Source organism: Sphingobium sp. HDIP04 (assembly GCF_000445085.1).
Classification (GTDB): Bacteria; Pseudomonadota; Alphaproteobacteria; order Sphingomonadales; family Sphingomonadaceae; genus Sphingobium; species Sphingobium indicum.
Genome location: NZ_ATDO01000116.1, coordinates 69,308 through 85,030 on the forward strand (window position 1 = coordinate 69,308; position 15,723 = coordinate 85,030).

The following is a 15,723-nucleotide window of genomic DNA, read 5'->3' on the forward strand; positions in this document are numbered from 1 at the left end:
TCGAGCGCAGTCCAGAAGCGGCCAAGGAACGGCTGTTGTTGCCAGACCATCACGCCGCAACCACCTCCGCATAGCCTTCGCGTTCCAGTTCCAGCGCCAGTTCGGGGCCGCCCGACTTCACGATCCGACCGCCGGCGAGCACATGGACATAGTCCGGCTTCACATAGTCGAGCAGGCGCTGATAATGGGTGATCAGCAGCACCGCCTTGTCGGGCCTGCGCATGATGGCGTTGATGCCCGCGCCCACGATCTTGAGCGCGTCGATGTCGAGGCCGGAGTCGGTTTCGTCCAGGATCGCCAGCTTCGGGTCGAGGATGCCCATCTGCACCATTTCGGCGCGCTTCTTTTCGCCGCCGGAAAAGCCGACATTCACCGGGCGCTTCAGCATCTCCATGTCGAGGCCGAGCAGGGCCGCCTTCTCCTTGGCGAGCTTGATGAATTCGCCGCCCGACAGCGGTTCCTCGCCCCGCGCCTTGCGCTGGCTGTTGAGGCTTTCCCGCAGGAATTGCAGGTTGGAGACGCCGGGGATTTCGACCGGATATTGGAAGCCCAGGAACAGGCCCGCGGCGGCGCGCTCGTGCGGGTCCAAGCTGAACAAGTTCACACCGTTGAAAGAGGCAGTGCCGCCGGTAACCTGATACCCTGGACGGCCGCCCAGCGTATAGGCCAGCGTGGACTTGCCCGCGCCGTTCGGGCCCATGATCGCGTGGATCTCGCCCGCCTTGATGGAGAGCGACAGGCCCTTCAGGATCGCCTTGCCGTCGATTTCGTTGGTGAGATTGTCGATGGTCAGCATTGCTTATCCCTTATGCGCGCGCTGGAGCGTCCGCGCTGTCCAGAAGGCCATGTCCCGCACGTCGCCGGGCGCGGGGAACAGCGTGTCGATATGGCGCTTGATCGGCATATAGGGCCACCAGTCGGCGCCGGGTTCAGGCGCCCCCTTTTCCAATATGCCGGTCACGAATTCGGTCACCGGACCCATGCGGGCGAGATTGGGGGCCTTCGCCTTGTGGAAGGCCTTGTCTGTCTTGAGGCGCTCCGTGAAGGCGGCGTCGCCCTTGTCCAGCGCTTCGCGGCATTCGGCCTGATAGGCGTCCAGGTCGCCGAAATCCTTGACCGCGCGGGCCTGGAGTTCGCCCTCCTCCAGCTCATAATCCTCCGTCAGGATGCGGATCGCGGCGGTCCATGACTGGCCGTTGCCGACATCCTCCGCGAAATCGGCGAGGGCGTCCTGGATATCGTCTTCATCGCTCAAGAGTCTTGGTCCTCATTAAGCCCCTCCCCTTGAGGGGAGGGGTTGGGGTGGGGGCTCGCCCAACGATCCGGCGCTTGTTGGAGCGCGCCGAGGATCGCTTCGCAGACCCCATCGATGTTGCGCATCACATCATGGTTGGCGATGCGGATGATGCGGTAACCCATCTCTGTCAGCGCCGCGTCTCGCCTATGGTCGGAGTTGGCGATGTGGGTGTCGCCGTCGACCTCGACGATCAGCGCCTTTTGCGGGCAGAGGAAGTCCGCGATGAACGGCCCGATTACGGACTGGCGGCGGAACTTGTAGCCGCCGAGTTGCGAGCGGGAGAGTTTCGCCCAGAGGCGCTTTTCCGGTTCCGTCGGTTCATGGCGCATTTCGTGGGCGAAGCCTGCCAATTGAGCCAGGCGGCCAGCGGATAGCCCCCACCCCCGGCCCCTCCCCTGAAGGGGAGGGGAGTTTAGGCGGGTGGCTTGGTCGAGAGGGTTTAGACTTCTCAACCGACGCTACCTTCCAGGCTGATGCCCAGCAGCTTCTGCGCCTCTACCGCAAATTCCATCGGGAGTTGTTGCAGCACTTCGCGGGCGAAGCCGTTGACGATGAGGCTGACGGCGGCTTCCTGGTCCAGGCCGCGCTGCATCGCGTAGAAAAGCTGGTCGTCGCTGATCTTGCTGGTTGTGGCTTCATGCTCGATCTGCGCGCTGGGATTCCGCACCTCGATATAGGGCACCGTATGCGCGCCGCACTGGTCGCCCAGCAGCAGGCTGTCGCACTGGGTGAAGTTGCGCACCCCCTCCGCGCCCGGCGCGACGCGGACGAGGCCGCGATAGGTGTTGTTGCTGCGGCCCGCCGAAATGCCCTTCGACACGATGGTCGAGCGTGATCCCTTGCCGTTGTGGATCATCTTCGTGCCGGTGTCGGCCTGTTGCAGATTATTGGTGAGCGCGACGGAATAAAACTCCCCGACGCTGTTCTCGCCGTTCAGCACGCAGCTGGGATATTTCCAGGTGATGGCAGAGCCGGTTTCGACCTGCGTCCAGCTTACCTTGCTGTTGCGGCCCTGGCAGAGCGCCCGCTTGGTCACGAAATTATAGATGCCGCCCTTGCCGTTTTCGTCGCCGGGATACCAGTTCTGGACGGTCGAATATTTGATCTCCGCATCGTCCAGCGCGACCAGTTCGACGACCGCCGCGTGAAGCTGATTCTCGTCGCGCATCGGGGCGGTGCAGCCTTCGAGATAGGAGACATAGCTGCCCTCGTCCGCGACGATCAGCGTGCGTTCGAACTGGCCCGTATTTTCCGCGTTGATGCGGAAATAGGTGGAAAGTTCCATCGGGCAGCGCACGCCCTTCGGGATGTAGACGAAGGTGCCGTCGGAAAAGACGGCGCAGTTCAACGTGGCGAAATAATTGTCGTGCATCGGCACGACCTTCCCAAGCCATTTCTTCACCAGGTCGGGATATTCGCGCACCGCTTCGCTGATGGAGCGGAAGATGACGCCCGCTTCCTCCAATTCCTTGCGGAAGGTGGTGGCGACCGAGACGCTGTCGAACACCGCGTCGACCGCGACCTTGCGGCTGTTCTTCACCCCGGCCAGCACCTCCTGTTCGGCGATGGGGATGCCCAGCTTCTCATAGGTGGCGCGGATTTCCGGATCGAGTTCGTCCAGCGACTCCAGTTCCGCCTTCTTCTTCGGCTCGGCGTAATAATAGGCGTCCTGATAGTCGATGGGCGGGATGTTGAGCTTGGCCCAGTCGGGCGCCTCCATCTGCTGCCACATGGCGAACGCCTTCAGCCGCCATTCCAGCAGCCATTCCGGCTCCTTCTTCTTGGCGGAGATGAAGCGGACCGTATCCTCGTTCAGCCCCTTGGGCGCGAAATCCTGCTCGATGGCGGAGGACCAGCCATGTTCGTAGGCGGAGGCGCGCTCGGCCGCCTCATGCGCTTCCAGGTTGCGGACGGTGGTGGCTTCTTCGGTCATAGCGTCTGCTCTGCAACTCGTTTCTCGACCTCGCCCGAAACGAACGGAGGCGGGGTGACTTCTCTGGCAAGGCTGGCGATGGTGACGCCCGCGAGCGCCGACCGGATCGCGTTGTTCGCCACATTCATATGCGGGCGGATGCGGCATTCCTGCTCCAGCGAGCAGTCATGCGCGCCCATTTCGCTGCAGGCGGTCATGGCGATGGGGCCTTCCACCGCCTCCACCACGTCGGCCAGCGTGATCGCGGCGGGCGGGCGGCTGAGGCGGACGCCGCCGCCGGTTCCCCGGCTCGATTCGAGCAGGCCAGCGGCCGAAAGGCGGCTCACCAGCTTCTGCGCGGTGGGCAGGGGGATGCCGGTTTCGGCCGAGAGCGTGGTCGCGTTCATACGAGTCGCGCCGCAATGGCGGGCGGCGGCGGACATCAGCACCACGGCATAATCTGCGAAACTCGAAAGCCTCATGACCCTATGTCTTGCGAACCATTCTCAAATCGGATCGAATCCATCCGATTGCGCATGTGGTCCCGCCTGCGGGTGGAATCAAGGCATTTTTGCTTGGGGCTGCGGCTTAGCTGAAACGGTTGATCACGGCCACGTCTCCGCCCAGCGAGCGGCGCAGCAGGGTAAGCTGGGCCACGGCGCTGGGTTCGGTCTGCAACTGGTGCGGGGTCAGGCCGATGAAATGCTTGATCTCCCGAATGAAATGCGACTGGTCGTAGAAGCGCCCGTCGTCGCACAGCGCCTGCCAGCTTTCATGGTCCAGCGCGATCCGCGCGCTGCACCGCAGCGCCCGATATTTGCGCGCCAGCAGCTTGGGCGGACAGCCATAATATTTGTTGGTGAGCCGGGCGAGCTGGCGCGGCGACAGGCCGGTGATGTCGGCCAGCGTCTCGATCCGCGGGGAGCCTTCGTCCATCAGCCAGCCGTCCACCGCCTCCAGCAGCCGCCATGTCGATTCGGGCAACGGCACCAGCCTTTCCAGCAGGAAGGGCCAGCAGAGCGCCGCCATCTCCTCCGCATCATCGGTGGCGCGGAGCTGTTCGAGAAGATCCCGATAGCCGGGAAGGTCGACCATTTCCTGCACGCGGTCGGTAAGGATGCTGGCATCGCCGCCATGCAGCGCGATCCACCCGGCGGGCAGCAGCGAAATGCCGACCACCCGGCCCGCCCCCCTCAGGTCGAAGCGCGTCGCGCCCATGGTCGGCCCCAGCAGGCACACCTCCGGCGTCGGCAAAATCGTTCCGTCATGGAAATGATAATCGCCGCTATTGTCCAGCATGAAGCGAAGTTGGGGCACGTCCGCGCGGGTCACGTCGGAATATTGATCGGCCGTTTCAGTGAAGATGTAGAGCGAGCCGAAATAGGCGTTGAGTTGTTCGGGCGGCGCGAAATAGCGCAACCGAACGGACCCCTGCGCCGCGTCCACGGTATAGGACAGCGGAGCATGACCATCTCTTACCGTGATATTCGAAGCCCCCCCGGGCGCCTCGCCTTTATGCGACCCCATATTTCACCCCGGAATGCAATACTCGCCAACGGGGTGGGGGTGCAAGGGGCTATGCTGGACGGAACGCCATTTTCCGTCTCGTTCCAAGGCGATGAACCGGCGGTTCCCGGAAAAAAATGACCCGGCGGTTTTCACCGCCGGGTCAGGAAAAGGTCTCGTCAGCCAAATGGCCTAGAGCCTTCGGGTCGCGAGACTCTCTTACGTCCGAATCGGGGAAATTTTATTGGATGGATCGGACATCGGTCGGATCAAAACGGGACGAATCTCGGGGAATCTTGTTAAGAAATGTGGTTCCTTCCTTACTGTTGCCGCGCTGCAACAGCGACTCGACGGGACGGCCCTGTGCTGGCATAGCGCCGCCATGTCCTATCGCCTGATCCGCCCCCTTTTCTTCGCGCTGGATGCCGAGCGCGCCCATAACCTGTCCATCGCATTGCTGCGCCTGATGCCGGCGCCGCCCATGCCGGAAGCCGATTCGATGCTGGCGCAGACGGTGGCCGGCATCGCCTTTCCCAATCCGGTAGGCCTGGCGGCGGGTTACGACAAGGAGGGGCTGGTCGCGCACAAGATGCACGGCCTGGGTTTCGGTTTCGCCGAACTGGGGACGCTGACCCCCCTGCCGCAGCCCGGCAATCCCCTGCCCCGTCTGTTCCGCCTGGCCGAGGACCGGGCGGTGATCAACCGCATGGGGTTCAACAATGGCGGCCAGGCCGCGGCGGCGGAGCGGATCGCGACGCGCCGGCGGGCGGGCAGCAACGGACAAACCCCCGTCATCGGCATCAATATCGGCGCCAACAAGGACGCGGCCGACCGGATCGCGGACTATGCGACCGGCGTCGCCTGCATGGCGCCGCTGGCCGATTATCTGACGGTCAACATCTCCTCCCCCAACACGCCGGGCCTGCGCGCGCTTCAGGACCGGGCGGCGCTGGACCAGTTGCTGGCCGCGGTCATGGCGGCGCGGGGGACGGATCGCACGCCGATCTTCCTGAAGGTCGCCCCGGACCTGGAGCCGGCCGATGTCGAGGATATTGCCGCCGCCTGCATCGACCACAGGATCGATGCGCTGATCGTGTCCAACACCACCATTTCCCGGCCTTCGCTGCGGTCTCCGCTGGCGGGGGAAGCAGGCGGCCTGTCGGGCGCGCCGCTGCACGATCCGGCGCTGCAAAGGCTGCGCGATTTCCGCAAGGTGCTGGGCACGCGGCTGCCGCTGATCGGCGTGGGCGGGATCGCCGATGCGGAGCAGGCCTATGCCCGCCTCCGCGCCGGGGCCAGCCTGATCCAGCTTTACAGCGCGCTGGTCTATGAAGGGCCGTATCTGGCCAAACGGATCAATGCCGGCCTGAAGGCGCTGATGGCGCGGGATGGGGTGAAGAATATCAGCGAGATAGTGGGTATCGACGCTTGATCCGTCCTGTGGGTTGCAGACCGCAACGCAGCGATTAGGGTGCCGGACATGATTTCTCGCCTTTCCGGCCTGTTGGCTCCCCTCGCCCTTTTCGCCCTCCTTCCCGCCCCGCTCGCGGCGCGGGAGCCGGTTTCGGTCAACGCCACCGTGTCCGCCGCCGATCCCCGCGCCGCCGAGGCCGGGCAGGAGATATTGCGCAAGGGCGGCAGCGCCACGGACGCCGCCATCGCCATGATGCTGACGCTGAACGTCGTGGAGCCGCATAATAGCGGCATCGGCGGCGGCGGATTCATCATGCATCATGACGGGCGGACCGGCGTGCTGGAGTCGATCGACGGGCGGGAGGCGGCTCCGGCGGCGGCGCGGCCCGACCGATTCATGGGGGCGGACGGCCAGCCCTTGCCCTTCCGCCAGGCCTGGCCGGGCGGCTATTCCGTCGGCGTGCCGGGCAATGTGCGGCTGGCCTGGGACGCGCACCGCAAATGGGGCAAGCTGCCCTGGGCCGATCTGTTCCAGCCCGCGATCCGCTATGCCGAACAGGGGTTCGAGGTGCGGCAGAGGCTCGACACGGCGATGAAGGCGGTGGCGGCGGTGTGGGCAGACTTCCCGGAAATACAGAAATTTTTCTGGATCGACGGCAAGCCTGCACCGATGGGGACGGTCCTCAAGAACCCGCCGCTGGCCGCCCTGTTCAAGCGGATCGCGGCGGAGGGGCCGGACGCCTTCTATCTGGGCGAGAATGCCCGGATGATCGCGGAGACGGTCAGCAATGCGCCGAAAAATCCGGTGCCGGTGACGGAGGCCGATCTGGCAGGCTATCGGGCCAAGCCGCGCAAGCCGGTCTGCGGCCCTTATCGCGCCTATACGGTCTGCGGCATGGGACCGGCTTCGGCGGGCGGGATCACCGTGCTGCAGGTGCTGGGCATGGTGGAGCGATTCCCGCTGGCGCAATGGGGCAAGGACGATCCCCGGTCCTGGCATGTCATCGGGGAGGCGATGCGGCTCGCCTATGCCGACCGGGAGACATGGCTGGGCGATCCGGAATTCGTGTCCGTGCCGATCAGCGGGTTGATCGACCGGGATTATCTGAAGCAGCGGTCTGCGCTGATTTCCATGGGCAGGGCGCTGAACGACTATCGTCCCGGCACGCCGCCGGGGGCGGAGAAGCGCACCGCCGCCCTGCCCCAGCCCGAATCGGGCACCAGCCATTTCGTCGCGGTGGACAGGAATGGCGACATCGCCGCCTGGACATCCACCATAGAGAGCTTCTTCGGCAGTCAGTTGATCGCCAATGGCGTGATCCTGAACAATGAACTGACCGATTTCAGCTTCACGCCGGAAAAGGACGGCGCGCCGGTCGCCAACCGGGTGGAGCCGGGCAAGCGGCCGTTGTCGTCCATGTCTCCGACCATCGTCTATGACGCGGCGGGAACGCCGGTCTTCACCGTCGGCGCGGCCGGGGGGAAGACCATCATCATGCAGGTGGCGAAGGCGCTGATCGCGCATTTCGACTGGGGGCTGTCGGCGCAGGATTCGATCGCGCTGGGGTTCCAGTTCTTCGACAAGGAGGGGCTGGTGCTGGAACAGGGCACGTCGCTGGAGGCGATGAAGGCGCCGCTGGAGAAAATGGGGCACAAGGTGTCGATCAGCCGCTTCGGATTGAAGGCCAATGCGGCGGAGCGGATGGCGGACGGGCATTGGGTCGGCGGCGCCGATCCGCGCAGTCCGGGGGTTTCGCTGCAGGAGTGAAGCCTTTTCAGCGCGCCGTGTTCCTGCGAAGGCAGGAACCCAGTCCAGACGGCGGAACTGGGTTCCTGCCTTCGCAGGAACACGGCGTGGCTGGGGCAAACTATCCCTTCAAATCCAGCCCGGCGACGTTGAATATGAAGGGAAATATCTTGTCCTTCGGCCCCACGACCAGGTTCACCTTGATTGTCTTGCTGCCCTTGATCGCCTCATAGGGTCTGGCGGCGGGCAGGATTTCGATGCCGTCCTTATTCTCCGTCATCCGGCCTTTCCATTCGTGGGTCTTGCCGTCATCCGTGATCGCCATGACCTTGCAGTCCGACAGGTCGCAGGCGAAGGGCGCGCCCACCAGCTTGACCGTCACGTCCGCCCCGCCCTCCTGCATGGGCTGGACAAGCAGCACGCCGAAAGTATCGGCCGCCGTCATGGTCTGCACGCTGTTGGCGCTGCCGATATAGGCGACCTTGGGCTTTCCGCCCTCGCCGCCCTCATATTTCCAGACCTGCCCGATCCGGTCGCGCTGCGTCGGCGCCTTATCCTCCGGGGAGGAGCAGGCCGCGACCAGTCCCATGGCGGCCAGTGCCCAAAGGGTGCGCATCTCTTCTCTCCTTGCCCGTCGTTACGGGAGGAGAACGCGTCGGCGCGGCGGGGTTTCCCTCCGCTCAGCGATAGCGGGCGGCGGTTTCCCGGATCAGCGCGATCATGTTGGGGATGCCCTGCGTCCGGTTGGAGCTGAGCTGGTTGCGCAGGTCGAACGGCGCGAGCGCGGATTCGATGTCGGTTTGGGCGATGGCGGCGGGTGGCTGGTCCTGCACGGTCAGCAGCACCAGGGCGATGATCCCCTTGGTGATCGCGGCGTTGCTGTCGGCCAGGAAATGGAGGCGTCCGTCCTCCAGCACGGTCGGATAGACCCACACCGCCGCCGAACAGCCGCGCACCAGCGTCGCATCGGTCTTGAGCGCGTCGGGCATGGGTTCCAGCGCCTTTCCCAGGTCGATCAGCAGGCGATAGCGGTCGTCGGCGTCGAGAAATTCATATTCTTCGACCAGGTCGGCAAGGACGGGCGGTTGGCTCATGGCCGCCATATAGGGGGAAAATCGGGCGGGGGAAGCATTATCCCGCCGGGTGGGTGCCGTCCGGATGGGGCGGATGGCTCGCTGCGCTCGCGCCCACCCCTGGCCCCCTCCCGCTTGCGGGAGGGGGAATATTTGGGATTATAGATCGACGCCGGCGGCGATGGCTTCCAGTTTGCGGATGCGTTCCTTGAGGTCGGCCACCTCGATCCGGGTCGCGGTGGAGGGCGGCGCGGCGTCATCCGAACCGCGGGCGAGTTCCGCCCGCTTGAGGTCCAGCCAGCCGTTCCAGCCGCGCAGGGCGGTGACGGCGACGATGGCGAGCCCGGTCAGGGCCGCGACCGCCAATGTCAAGGTGATGAGGGGGTCCTGCATATCGTCCTCCCTGTGATGATGGGCCGCGTCAGTCGCGGTCCCGAAGCCTGTCGAATTCGCGCTCCAGCGCGGTGCTGCTGTCCGTCGCCAGCCGTTCCAGCACGGCGACCCGGTCCTTGAGCGCCTTCACCTCCGCCCGGAGCCGTTCGGCTTCCGGATCGGGGCCGCGCTGGACCAGTTCCTCGCCCTTGTGGCGGCGGACGATGCCATATTTGGCGCGAACGACGCTGGCGATTGCCGCTATGGCGACGATGGCGACGACCATTTCAAACGGATTCATGACTTTTTTCCCTTGCTGAGCGGGGGGCCCTTCAGTTGGCGGGGCCGCGCAGACGCTCGATTTCCCTGTTCAATGCGTGACTTTCATCGGTCACGATGCGCTCGACCACGGCCAGCCTGTCCTTCATCGATCCGAGTTCGGCGCGGAGCCGGGCGTTTCGTTCCGGCATGGCAGACCTCCCTCCTTCCGCTCCCCCAATGGGCGCGGCCTATCAGATGTTCGATTTCTCAGACAAATCGGCCGATTTTTCGACGGGCTCCCCAGCCTGTTCGATAAACGGCGTGGGGCACGCAATTCCGCCAGCGCAGGCTGTCGATCTCTTCCGCCAGCCGGGTGTTGCGGCTGGTGTAGTAGGTTTCGATGTCCGCCAGGCGCCGGTCGATGTCGCGGAACTTGGACCGCACGTCGCGGGTGGAGCGCGCCGGATTGGCGCGCACGCCCTGCCAGAATTTCTCGTCGTCCCGGTCGGCATAGAGGCCCGACGGCTTGTTGTCCGCGATCACGCCGATGGCGAAATAGGCGAGCAGCGTCCAGCCGATGATGAAGAAGGACAGGAACATCGCGACCCTGACCCAGACCACGTCGATCCCGGTATAGTCGGCGATTCCGGCGCAAACGCCCATGAACTTGCCGTTCTGCTTGTCGAGGTAGAATTTGGTGCGGCGGGCGCTCATGTCAGTTCCTCCGGTCGAAGCTGTAATCGTCCGTCTCCTGCGGACGCGAAGGGCGGAAATCGGGATTGTCGGCGGCGACGATCCGTTCGACCGTCATCAGCCGCTCCTCCAGCCGCCGGGCGAGCAGGTGAAGCTCGTCCAGCAGCCGCTCATCCTCATCGGTGATCTTGGGGGCCTGCTTCCATTTGGTGACATAGTGGAAGATCAGCCAGGGCATGCCGATGAACAGCATGCCGCAGATCATGATGGGCAGGAACACGTCGTCCATGCGTCATTCTCCCTTCTGCATGCTGGCTTTCAGGGCCGCGAGTTCGGCGTCGACCTTGTCGGACGCCTGCAACTCGGCGATCTCCTCCTCCAGCGTCTTGGGCTGCTGGCCCAGGGTCGCGGCATCGGCGCGCCCTTCGGCCATGTCGACCCTGCGTTCCAGCATGTCGAAGCGGGCGAAGGCGTCGTTCACCTTTTCTCCGGCATAGGCTTCGCGGACGCGCAGGCGATTCTGGGCGCTTTCCATCCGGGTCACAAGGCTGTTCTGGCGGGCGCGGGCCTCGCGCAGCTTGGCCTGGAGCTTGGCGATATCCTCTTCGGAGGCATGCAGGGCTTCGTCCAGCACCGCGATTTCGTGCGAAAGCTGTTCGGCCATGTCGGCCGCCTTCTGCTTTTCGACCAGCGCGGCCTTGGCGAGGTCTTCGCGGTCCTTGCTTAGCGCAAGCTGGGCCTTTTCCGTCCAGCTATGCTGCAAGCCCTCCAGCTTGGCGATGTGGCGGCGCATCTCCTTCTGGTCGGCGATGGTGCGGGCGGCGGAGGCGCGCACCTCCACCAGCGTCTCCTCCATTTCGAGGATGATCATGCGGATCATCTTCGCCGGATCTTCCGCCCGGTCGAGCAGGTCGGTGACATTGGCGGCGATGATGTCGCGGGTGCGGGAGAAAATACCCATTTGAACTTCACTCCTGGTACGAACTTGTGTGGCGGGCCTTACGCCAGATAGTGCAAGGCCGCGGGGCATTCGGGGTTCACGAGCAGCGGCGTTTCGCTGGCGCGCGCCGGGCCGACCGCCGAAAGGATCAGGGTCGATCCGAACAGGACGGAGGCGATGGCGACGGACAGGAACTGGCCGATTTCGCGGACGCTGTTGCTTTGCTTTTCCATGATGAAACTCCTGAACCTTGGCCTTCATATCGTGCCGCTTGATCGATCAGCGGCTTCGGCATTCGATATTGCAGAAGCCGTGCCAATTTCTGGAAATGGCGGAATTTCGCGGTTTTTTACGGGCGTTCAAGAATAAGGCTTGCCGAAAGGTGGGAAATTTCACCATAAGTTGGGCATGGAGAAAAATACCCAGTTCGTCGGCCAGTCGCTGGCCTTTCTGGATGCGGTCGAGCAGGCCGGGCGCGCCGCCGAACTCAACCGGCCGGTGCTGGTCATCGGGGAGCGCGGGACGGGCAAGGAACTGATCGCCGAGCGCCTTCATCGCCTGTCGCCGCGCTGGGGCGAGCCGCTGATCGTCATGAACTGCGCCGCCTTGCCGGAAACGCTGATCGAGGCGGAACTGTTCGGCCATGAGCAGGGCGCCTTCACCGGCGCGGCGCGGACGCGGGCGGGCCGGTTCGAGGAGGCGGACGGCGGCACATTGTTCCTGGACGAACTGGGCACGCTGTCCATGGCGGCGCAGGAGCGGTTGCTGCGCGTGATCGAATATGGGGAGGTGACGCGGATCGGCGCGTCCAAGCCGATGACCGTCGACGTGCGGATCGTCGCGGCGACCAACGAAGACCTGCCCGCCGCCGCCGACGCCGGGCGGTTCCGGCCCGACCTGCTGGACCGGCTGAGTTTCGAGGTCATCACCCTGCCGCCGCTGCGGGCGCGGGAGGGGGATGTGGCGGTGCTGGCGGATCATTTCGGGCGGCGCATGGCGGCCGAGATCGGCTGGCCGCAATGGCCGGGCTTTTCCGCCGCCTGCATGGCCGAGCTGGAGGCGCATGAGTGGCCCGGCAATGTGCGCGAACTGCGCAATGTGGTGGAGCGGGCCGTCTATCGCTGGAATGAGCCGGGGCGGCCGGTCGCGGCGATCATGTTCGATCCCTTCGCCTCGCCGTGGAAGCCCAGGCCCATGACGGTTGCCAAGGTCGAGATGGCTCCGGCGCCGTCATCGGTGGCGGCGGCGAACGGGCATGAGGCGGTCACGGACCTGAAATCGGCGGTCGACGCGCATGAGGCGGCGATCGTTCGGGCGGCGCTGGAGCGGTATCGCTACAACCAGCGGGCGACGGCGAAGGGCTTGGGGCTGAGCTATGACCAGCTTCGCCATTGCATGAAGAAGCATGGGTTGAGCGCGGGGTAGCGCTACGTGCTCCTTCATCACCGCGTCGGCACGGGTTCCGCGCCGGAATAGTCGTAGAAGCCCTTGCCGGTCTTGCGGCCGAGCCAGCCTGCCTCGACATATTTCACCAGCAGCGGCGCGGGGCGGTATTTGGGGTCCCCGGTCGTGCCCTGAAGCACCTTGCAGATTTCCAGGCAGGTATCCAGGCCGACGAAATCCGCCAGCGTCAGCGGACCCATGGGATGGTTGAGGCCCAGCATCACGCCCTTGTCGATGTCGACGACGCTGCCCACGCCCTCGCCCAGCGCGAAGATCGCTTCGTTCAGCATCGGCAGCAGGATGCGGTTCACCACGAAACCCGGCGCGTCGAAGGCGTGGACCACCTGCTTGCCCAGGCTGGCGGCGAAGCCCTCCACCGCCGTCACCGTTTCAGGGCTGGTGGCGAGGCCGCGAATGACCTCCACCAGCGCCATCACCGGCACCGGGTTGAAGAAATGGACGCCGACGAAGCGGCTGGCGTCGGGCGCGGCCTGGGCCAGCCGGGTGATCGGGATGGAGGAGGTGTTGGACGCCAGGATCGCGTCCTGCGCCAGCAGCGCGCCGACATTGGCGAAGATGGTCCGCTTGATCTCTTCCCGTTCGGTCGCGGCCTCTATCACCAACTGGCAGGCGGCGAGCGGGGCGATGTCGCCCGCCGGCGCGATCAGGGCGATGGCGGCGTCGGCGTCGGCCTGCGCCAGCTTGCCCTTCTCCACCGCCTTGGCGAGCAGGCGGATGATGCCGTCGCGGCCCTTTTGCGCGCGCGACAGGTCGACGTCGGACAGGATCACTTCATATCCCGCCTGCGCCGCCACCTGCGCGATGCCCGCGCCCATCTGGCCCGCGCCGATCACGCCCACGGTCCGAATATCCTTCATCGCCGAAAACCCTCCTGCCGAATCCTCTTCGCCAGCCCCCTAGCGCCATGGCGGGCAGGCCGCCAGAGCTTCCGCGCGGCGGGAAAGCGGACGGAAAGCCCCGGACGGTCGGCGGAGTGCCGATTTCTGCGATTTCCCGCTTTGCGCCCTGCCTGCTTGATGGTTAAAAGCCCCGGCATGTCCGTTTCAGACCCGCTGCCCGCGCCGGCAACCGGAAGGTTCATCGCCGCCGAGCATCACTTCCCGCTGCGCGTCTATTTCGAGGACACCGATCTTTCGGGGCTGGTCTATCACGCCAATTATCTGCGCTATATGGAGCGGGCGCGGTCGGACATGCTGCGCATCGCCGGGATCGACCAGCGCGGCAATCTGGAGGGGGGAGAGGGCGTCTATGCCGTCACCGACCTGCAATTGCAGTATCGCCGCCCCGCCCGGCTGGACGACGACCTGATGGTGGTGAGCCGCGTCATGAAGGTGGGCGCCGCTTCATGTTCCATTCATCAGAGGGTCATGCGCGGTGAGGAATTACTGACGGAGGGCGATGTTTCCGTCGCCTTCCTGACGCCCCAGGGCCGCCCGCGCCGGCAACCCAAGCCCTGGATCGACATTTTCAGCCGTTTGATGAGAGGGGAAGACATCCGCCCATGAGCCTTTCGATGCCCGACGTTGGCCTTGCTGTCGGCAGTGCCGCGCAAGCCGCCACCATTTCGCCGCTGGCCCTGTTCCTTCAGGCCGACATCGTCGTGAAGGTGGTGATGCTGGGCCTGCTGCTGGCCAGCATCTGGACCTGGGCGATGATCATCGGCTTCAGCTTCACGCTGCGCAAGGCGAGCAAGCAGAGCCGCGCCTTCGAACAGGATTTCTGGAAGGCGGAGGATATAGACCGCTTCTACGAGGCGCGGGGCAAGTCCGAATTCCCCGCCGCCAGGGTGATGGCCGCGGGCGTCACCGAATGGCGCCGCTCCACCGCGCAGAAGGTGATCGACCGGGAGGGCACCCGCGACCGGCTGTCGACCGCCATGTCCAGCACCATCGCGGCGGAGGTCGACCGGCTGTCGGACCGGCTGAACATATTGGCCACCATCGGGTCGGTCGCGCCCTTCGTCGGGCTGTTCGGCACGGTCTGGGGCATCATGCGCGCCTTCACCAGCATCGCGGCGGAGCAGAACAGCAGCCTGGCGGTCGTGGCGCCGGGCATTGCGGAGGCGCTGTTCGCCACCGCCATCGGCCTGTTCGCGGCGATTCCGGCGGTGATCGCCTACAACCGCTTCAGCCATGGCATCAACCGGATGGAATCGGGGCTGACGCGCTTTGCCGACGGCTTCTATTCGACGTTGAGCCGGGAACTGGAGGCGCAGCGGTGACGCTGTTCGCAAACATCGTCATCCCGGCGGAAGCTGGGATCTCGTGCCCCCGGCGTCGTGCTATCCGGCCTGAGATGCCAGCTTTCGCTGGCATGACGAGTAAAGGGGGACGCCTGTAATGGCCATGTCCGGACCTCCCTCCGCGCGTCGCGGGCGCGGGCGCGCGCCGATGGCGGACATCAACGTCACGCCGCTGGTCGACGTGATGCTGGTGCTGCTGATCATCTTCATGGTGACGGCGCCTTTGCTGGTGACGGGCGTGCCGGTGAACCTGCCCGAAACCCGCGCCAAGGGGCTGGACCAGGACCAGAAGCCGACCGTCGTTTCCATCGACCGGGACGGCGGCGTATTCGTCGACGACGCGCAGATCAGCGACGCGGAACTGCCCGGCCGCCTGGCGGAGATCATGTCCGCCAATGCGGGCAAGGCCGATCCGCCGCAGATATTCCTGCGCGCCGACAAGGGGCTGGACTATGGCCGGGTGATGCTGGTCATGGGCGAGTTGAACCGGGCGGGCCTGAACAAGGTCGCACTGGTCAGCACCGGCTCCGACGCCGCAAGCAGCGGTTCAGAATAGGGGCCATAGGCTTTGGCAATGGATCGCGCGGAGAAAATCGGCCTGGGGGTGGCAACGGCGGGACATGTGCTGCTGTTCGGCCTGCTGTCGTCCGGTTTTCTGGCCACTCCCAACCCGCTGAAATTGAACTCGCCGCCGATGGACGTCAGCCTGGTGGACGAGGTGGCGCTGAAATCGACCGCGCCGCAGGTGTCGACCCAGCCCCCGCCGCCCAGCGCCGCGCCGGAGCAAGGCCCGACCGAGGACG

General features: G+C 65.1%; 22 protein-coding genes and 2 pseudogenes. 8 read left to right on the forward strand and 16 right to left on the reverse strand.

The features are described from left to right. Nucleotides 1-49: 49 nt before the first annotated feature. The 6 genes from sufC to L286_RS41855 form a co-directional block, all read right to left on the reverse strand. The gene (gene sufC, locus L286_RS41830) at nt 50-796 is read right to left on the reverse strand and encodes a Fe-S cluster assembly ATPase SufC (RefSeq protein ID WP_007684352.1); all 747 of its coding nucleotides are present in this window, start codon (nt 794-796) and stop codon (nt 50-52) included. A 3-nt stretch (nt 797-799) separates the two neighbouring features. Next, complete coding sequence (locus L286_RS41835) at nt 800-1,255, reverse strand: hypothetical protein (protein WP_007684351.1); 456 nt, start codon at nt 1,253-1,255, stop codon at nt 800-802. Next, nucleotides 1,252-1,647, reverse strand: a complete 396-nt coding sequence (locus L286_RS41840; RefSeq protein ID WP_238559339.1) for an endonuclease domain-containing protein — start codon at nt 1,645-1,647, stop codon at nt 1,252-1,254. Before L286_RS41840 ends, L286_RS41835 begins: the two co-directional genes overlap by 4 nt. Before the next feature lie 98 nt (nt 1,648-1,745). Then, entirely contained in the window at nt 1,746-3,230 is a 1,485-nt protein-coding gene (gene sufB / locus L286_RS41845) for a Fe-S cluster assembly protein SufB (RefSeq protein WP_007684350.1), read from the reverse strand. Next, entirely contained in the window at nt 3,227-3,691 is a 465-nt protein-coding gene (locus L286_RS41850) for an RrF2 family transcriptional regulator (protein ID WP_020817552.1), read from the reverse strand. Before L286_RS41850 ends, sufB begins: the two co-directional genes overlap by 4 nt. A gap of 106 nt (nt 3,692-3,797) precedes the next feature. Beyond that, nucleotides 3,798-4,628, reverse strand: coding sequence for a helix-turn-helix domain-containing protein (locus L286_RS41855; RefSeq protein WP_007684348.1), 831 nt, complete (start codon nt 4,626-4,628; stop codon nt 3,798-3,800). Between the two features lie 469 nt (nt 4,629-5,097). Here L286_RS41855 and L286_RS41860 point away from each other — a divergent pair, with 469 nt between their 5' ends. Both L286_RS41860 and ggt read left to right on the forward strand, forming a co-directional pair. After that, a complete protein-coding gene (locus L286_RS41860) occupies nt 5,098-6,147 on the forward strand; it encodes a quinone-dependent dihydroorotate dehydrogenase (protein WP_020817551.1) in 1,050 nt (349 codons plus the stop codon). A 48-nt stretch (nt 6,148-6,195) separates the two neighbouring features. Next, a complete protein-coding gene (gene ggt, locus L286_RS41865; protein WP_020817550.1) occupies nt 6,196-7,896 on the forward strand; it encodes a gamma-glutamyltransferase in 1,701 nt (566 codons plus the stop codon). A gap of 100 nt (nt 7,897-7,996) precedes the next feature. On the opposite strand, the gene L286_RS41870 is transcribed toward ggt, so the two are convergent. The 9 genes and pseudogenes from L286_RS41870 to L286_RS49055 form a co-directional block, all read right to left on the reverse strand. Next, a complete protein-coding gene (locus L286_RS41870) occupies nt 7,997-8,491 on the reverse strand; it encodes a hypothetical protein (protein ID WP_020817549.1) in 495 nt (164 codons plus the stop codon). A gap of 64 nt (nt 8,492-8,555) precedes the next feature. After that, a complete protein-coding gene (locus tag L286_RS41875; RefSeq protein ID WP_084498556.1) occupies nt 8,556-8,969 on the reverse strand; it encodes a SufE family protein in 414 nt (137 codons plus the stop codon). Nucleotides 8,970-9,107: 138 nt separating this feature from the next. Beyond that, nucleotides 9,108-9,341, reverse strand: coding sequence for a hypothetical protein (locus tag L286_RS41880; RefSeq protein WP_020817547.1), 234 nt, complete (start codon nt 9,339-9,341; stop codon nt 9,108-9,110). A gap of 28 nt (nt 9,342-9,369) precedes the next feature. Then, entirely contained in the window at nt 9,370-9,621 is a 252-nt protein-coding gene (locus tag L286_RS41885; RefSeq protein ID WP_007684332.1) for a hypothetical protein, read from the reverse strand. Nucleotides 9,622-9,652: 31 nt separating this feature from the next. After that, a complete protein-coding gene (locus tag L286_RS49860) occupies nt 9,653-9,790 on the reverse strand; it encodes a hypothetical protein (RefSeq protein ID WP_020817546.1) in 138 nt (45 codons plus the stop codon). Between the two features lie 133 nt (nt 9,791-9,923). Continuing rightward, nucleotides 9,924-10,295 (reverse strand): annotated as a pseudogene (gene pspC / locus L286_RS41890) (envelope stress response membrane protein PspC); the annotation flags it as partial. Between the two features lies 1 nt (nt 10,296). Then, the gene (gene pspB / locus L286_RS41895; RefSeq protein ID WP_020817545.1) at nt 10,297-10,563 is read right to left on the reverse strand and encodes an envelope stress response membrane protein PspB; all 267 of its coding nucleotides are present in this window, start codon (nt 10,561-10,563) and stop codon (nt 10,297-10,299) included. A 3-nt stretch (nt 10,564-10,566) separates the two neighbouring features. Continuing rightward, nucleotides 10,567-11,235, reverse strand: a complete 669-nt coding sequence (pspA, locus tag L286_RS41900) for a phage shock protein PspA (RefSeq protein WP_013041463.1) — start codon at nt 11,233-11,235, stop codon at nt 10,567-10,569. 38 nt (nt 11,236-11,273) lie between these two features. Continuing rightward, nucleotides 11,274-11,447: a hypothetical protein gene (locus L286_RS49055; protein ID WP_007684324.1), complete on the reverse strand. Its 174-nt coding sequence runs from the start codon at nt 11,445-11,447 to the stop codon at nt 11,274-11,276. Between L286_RS49055 and L286_RS49060 the strand changes: the two genes are divergently transcribed. Together L286_RS49060 and pspF are read left to right on the forward strand one after the other, a co-directional pair. Continuing rightward, nucleotides 11,446-11,583, forward strand: coding sequence for a hypothetical protein (locus tag L286_RS49060; protein ID WP_157838166.1), 138 nt, complete (start codon nt 11,446-11,448; stop codon nt 11,581-11,583). The genes L286_RS49055 and L286_RS49060 overlap by 2 nt on opposite strands. A gap of 39 nt (nt 11,584-11,622) precedes the next feature. Then, on the forward strand, nt 11,623-12,639 hold the full coding sequence (pspF, locus tag L286_RS41905) for a phage shock protein operon transcriptional activator (protein ID WP_020817544.1): 1,017 nt from the start codon (nt 11,623-11,625) through the stop codon (nt 12,637-12,639). Nucleotides 12,640-12,656: 17 nt separating this feature from the next. Here pspF and L286_RS41910 read toward each other — a convergent pair whose 3' ends face one another. Then, on the reverse strand, nt 12,657-13,535 hold the full coding sequence (locus L286_RS41910; RefSeq protein ID WP_020817543.1) for a 3-hydroxybutyryl-CoA dehydrogenase: 879 nt from the start codon (nt 13,533-13,535) through the stop codon (nt 12,657-12,659). 177 nt (nt 13,536-13,712) lie between these two features. Here L286_RS41910 and L286_RS41915 point away from each other — a divergent pair, with 177 nt between their 5' ends. The 4 genes and pseudogenes from L286_RS41915 to L286_RS0124985 form a co-directional block, all read left to right on the forward strand. Further along, a complete protein-coding gene (locus L286_RS41915; RefSeq protein WP_020817542.1) occupies nt 13,713-14,183 on the forward strand; it encodes a YbgC/FadM family acyl-CoA thioesterase in 471 nt (156 codons plus the stop codon). Further along, on the forward strand, nt 14,180-14,899 hold the full coding sequence (gene tolQ, locus L286_RS41920) for a protein TolQ (RefSeq protein ID WP_020817541.1): 720 nt from the start codon (nt 14,180-14,182) through the stop codon (nt 14,897-14,899). The genes L286_RS41915 and tolQ overlap by 4 nt, the downstream gene beginning before the upstream one ends. Nucleotides 14,900-15,017: 118 nt before the next feature. Beyond that, on the forward strand, nt 15,018-15,476 hold the full coding sequence (gene tolR / locus L286_RS41925; protein ID WP_007684319.1) for a protein TolR: 459 nt from the start codon (nt 15,018-15,020) through the stop codon (nt 15,474-15,476). Between the two features lie 18 nt (nt 15,477-15,494). Continuing rightward, nucleotides 15,495-15,723 (forward strand): annotated as a pseudogene (locus L286_RS0124985) (cell envelope biogenesis protein TolA); the annotation flags it as partial.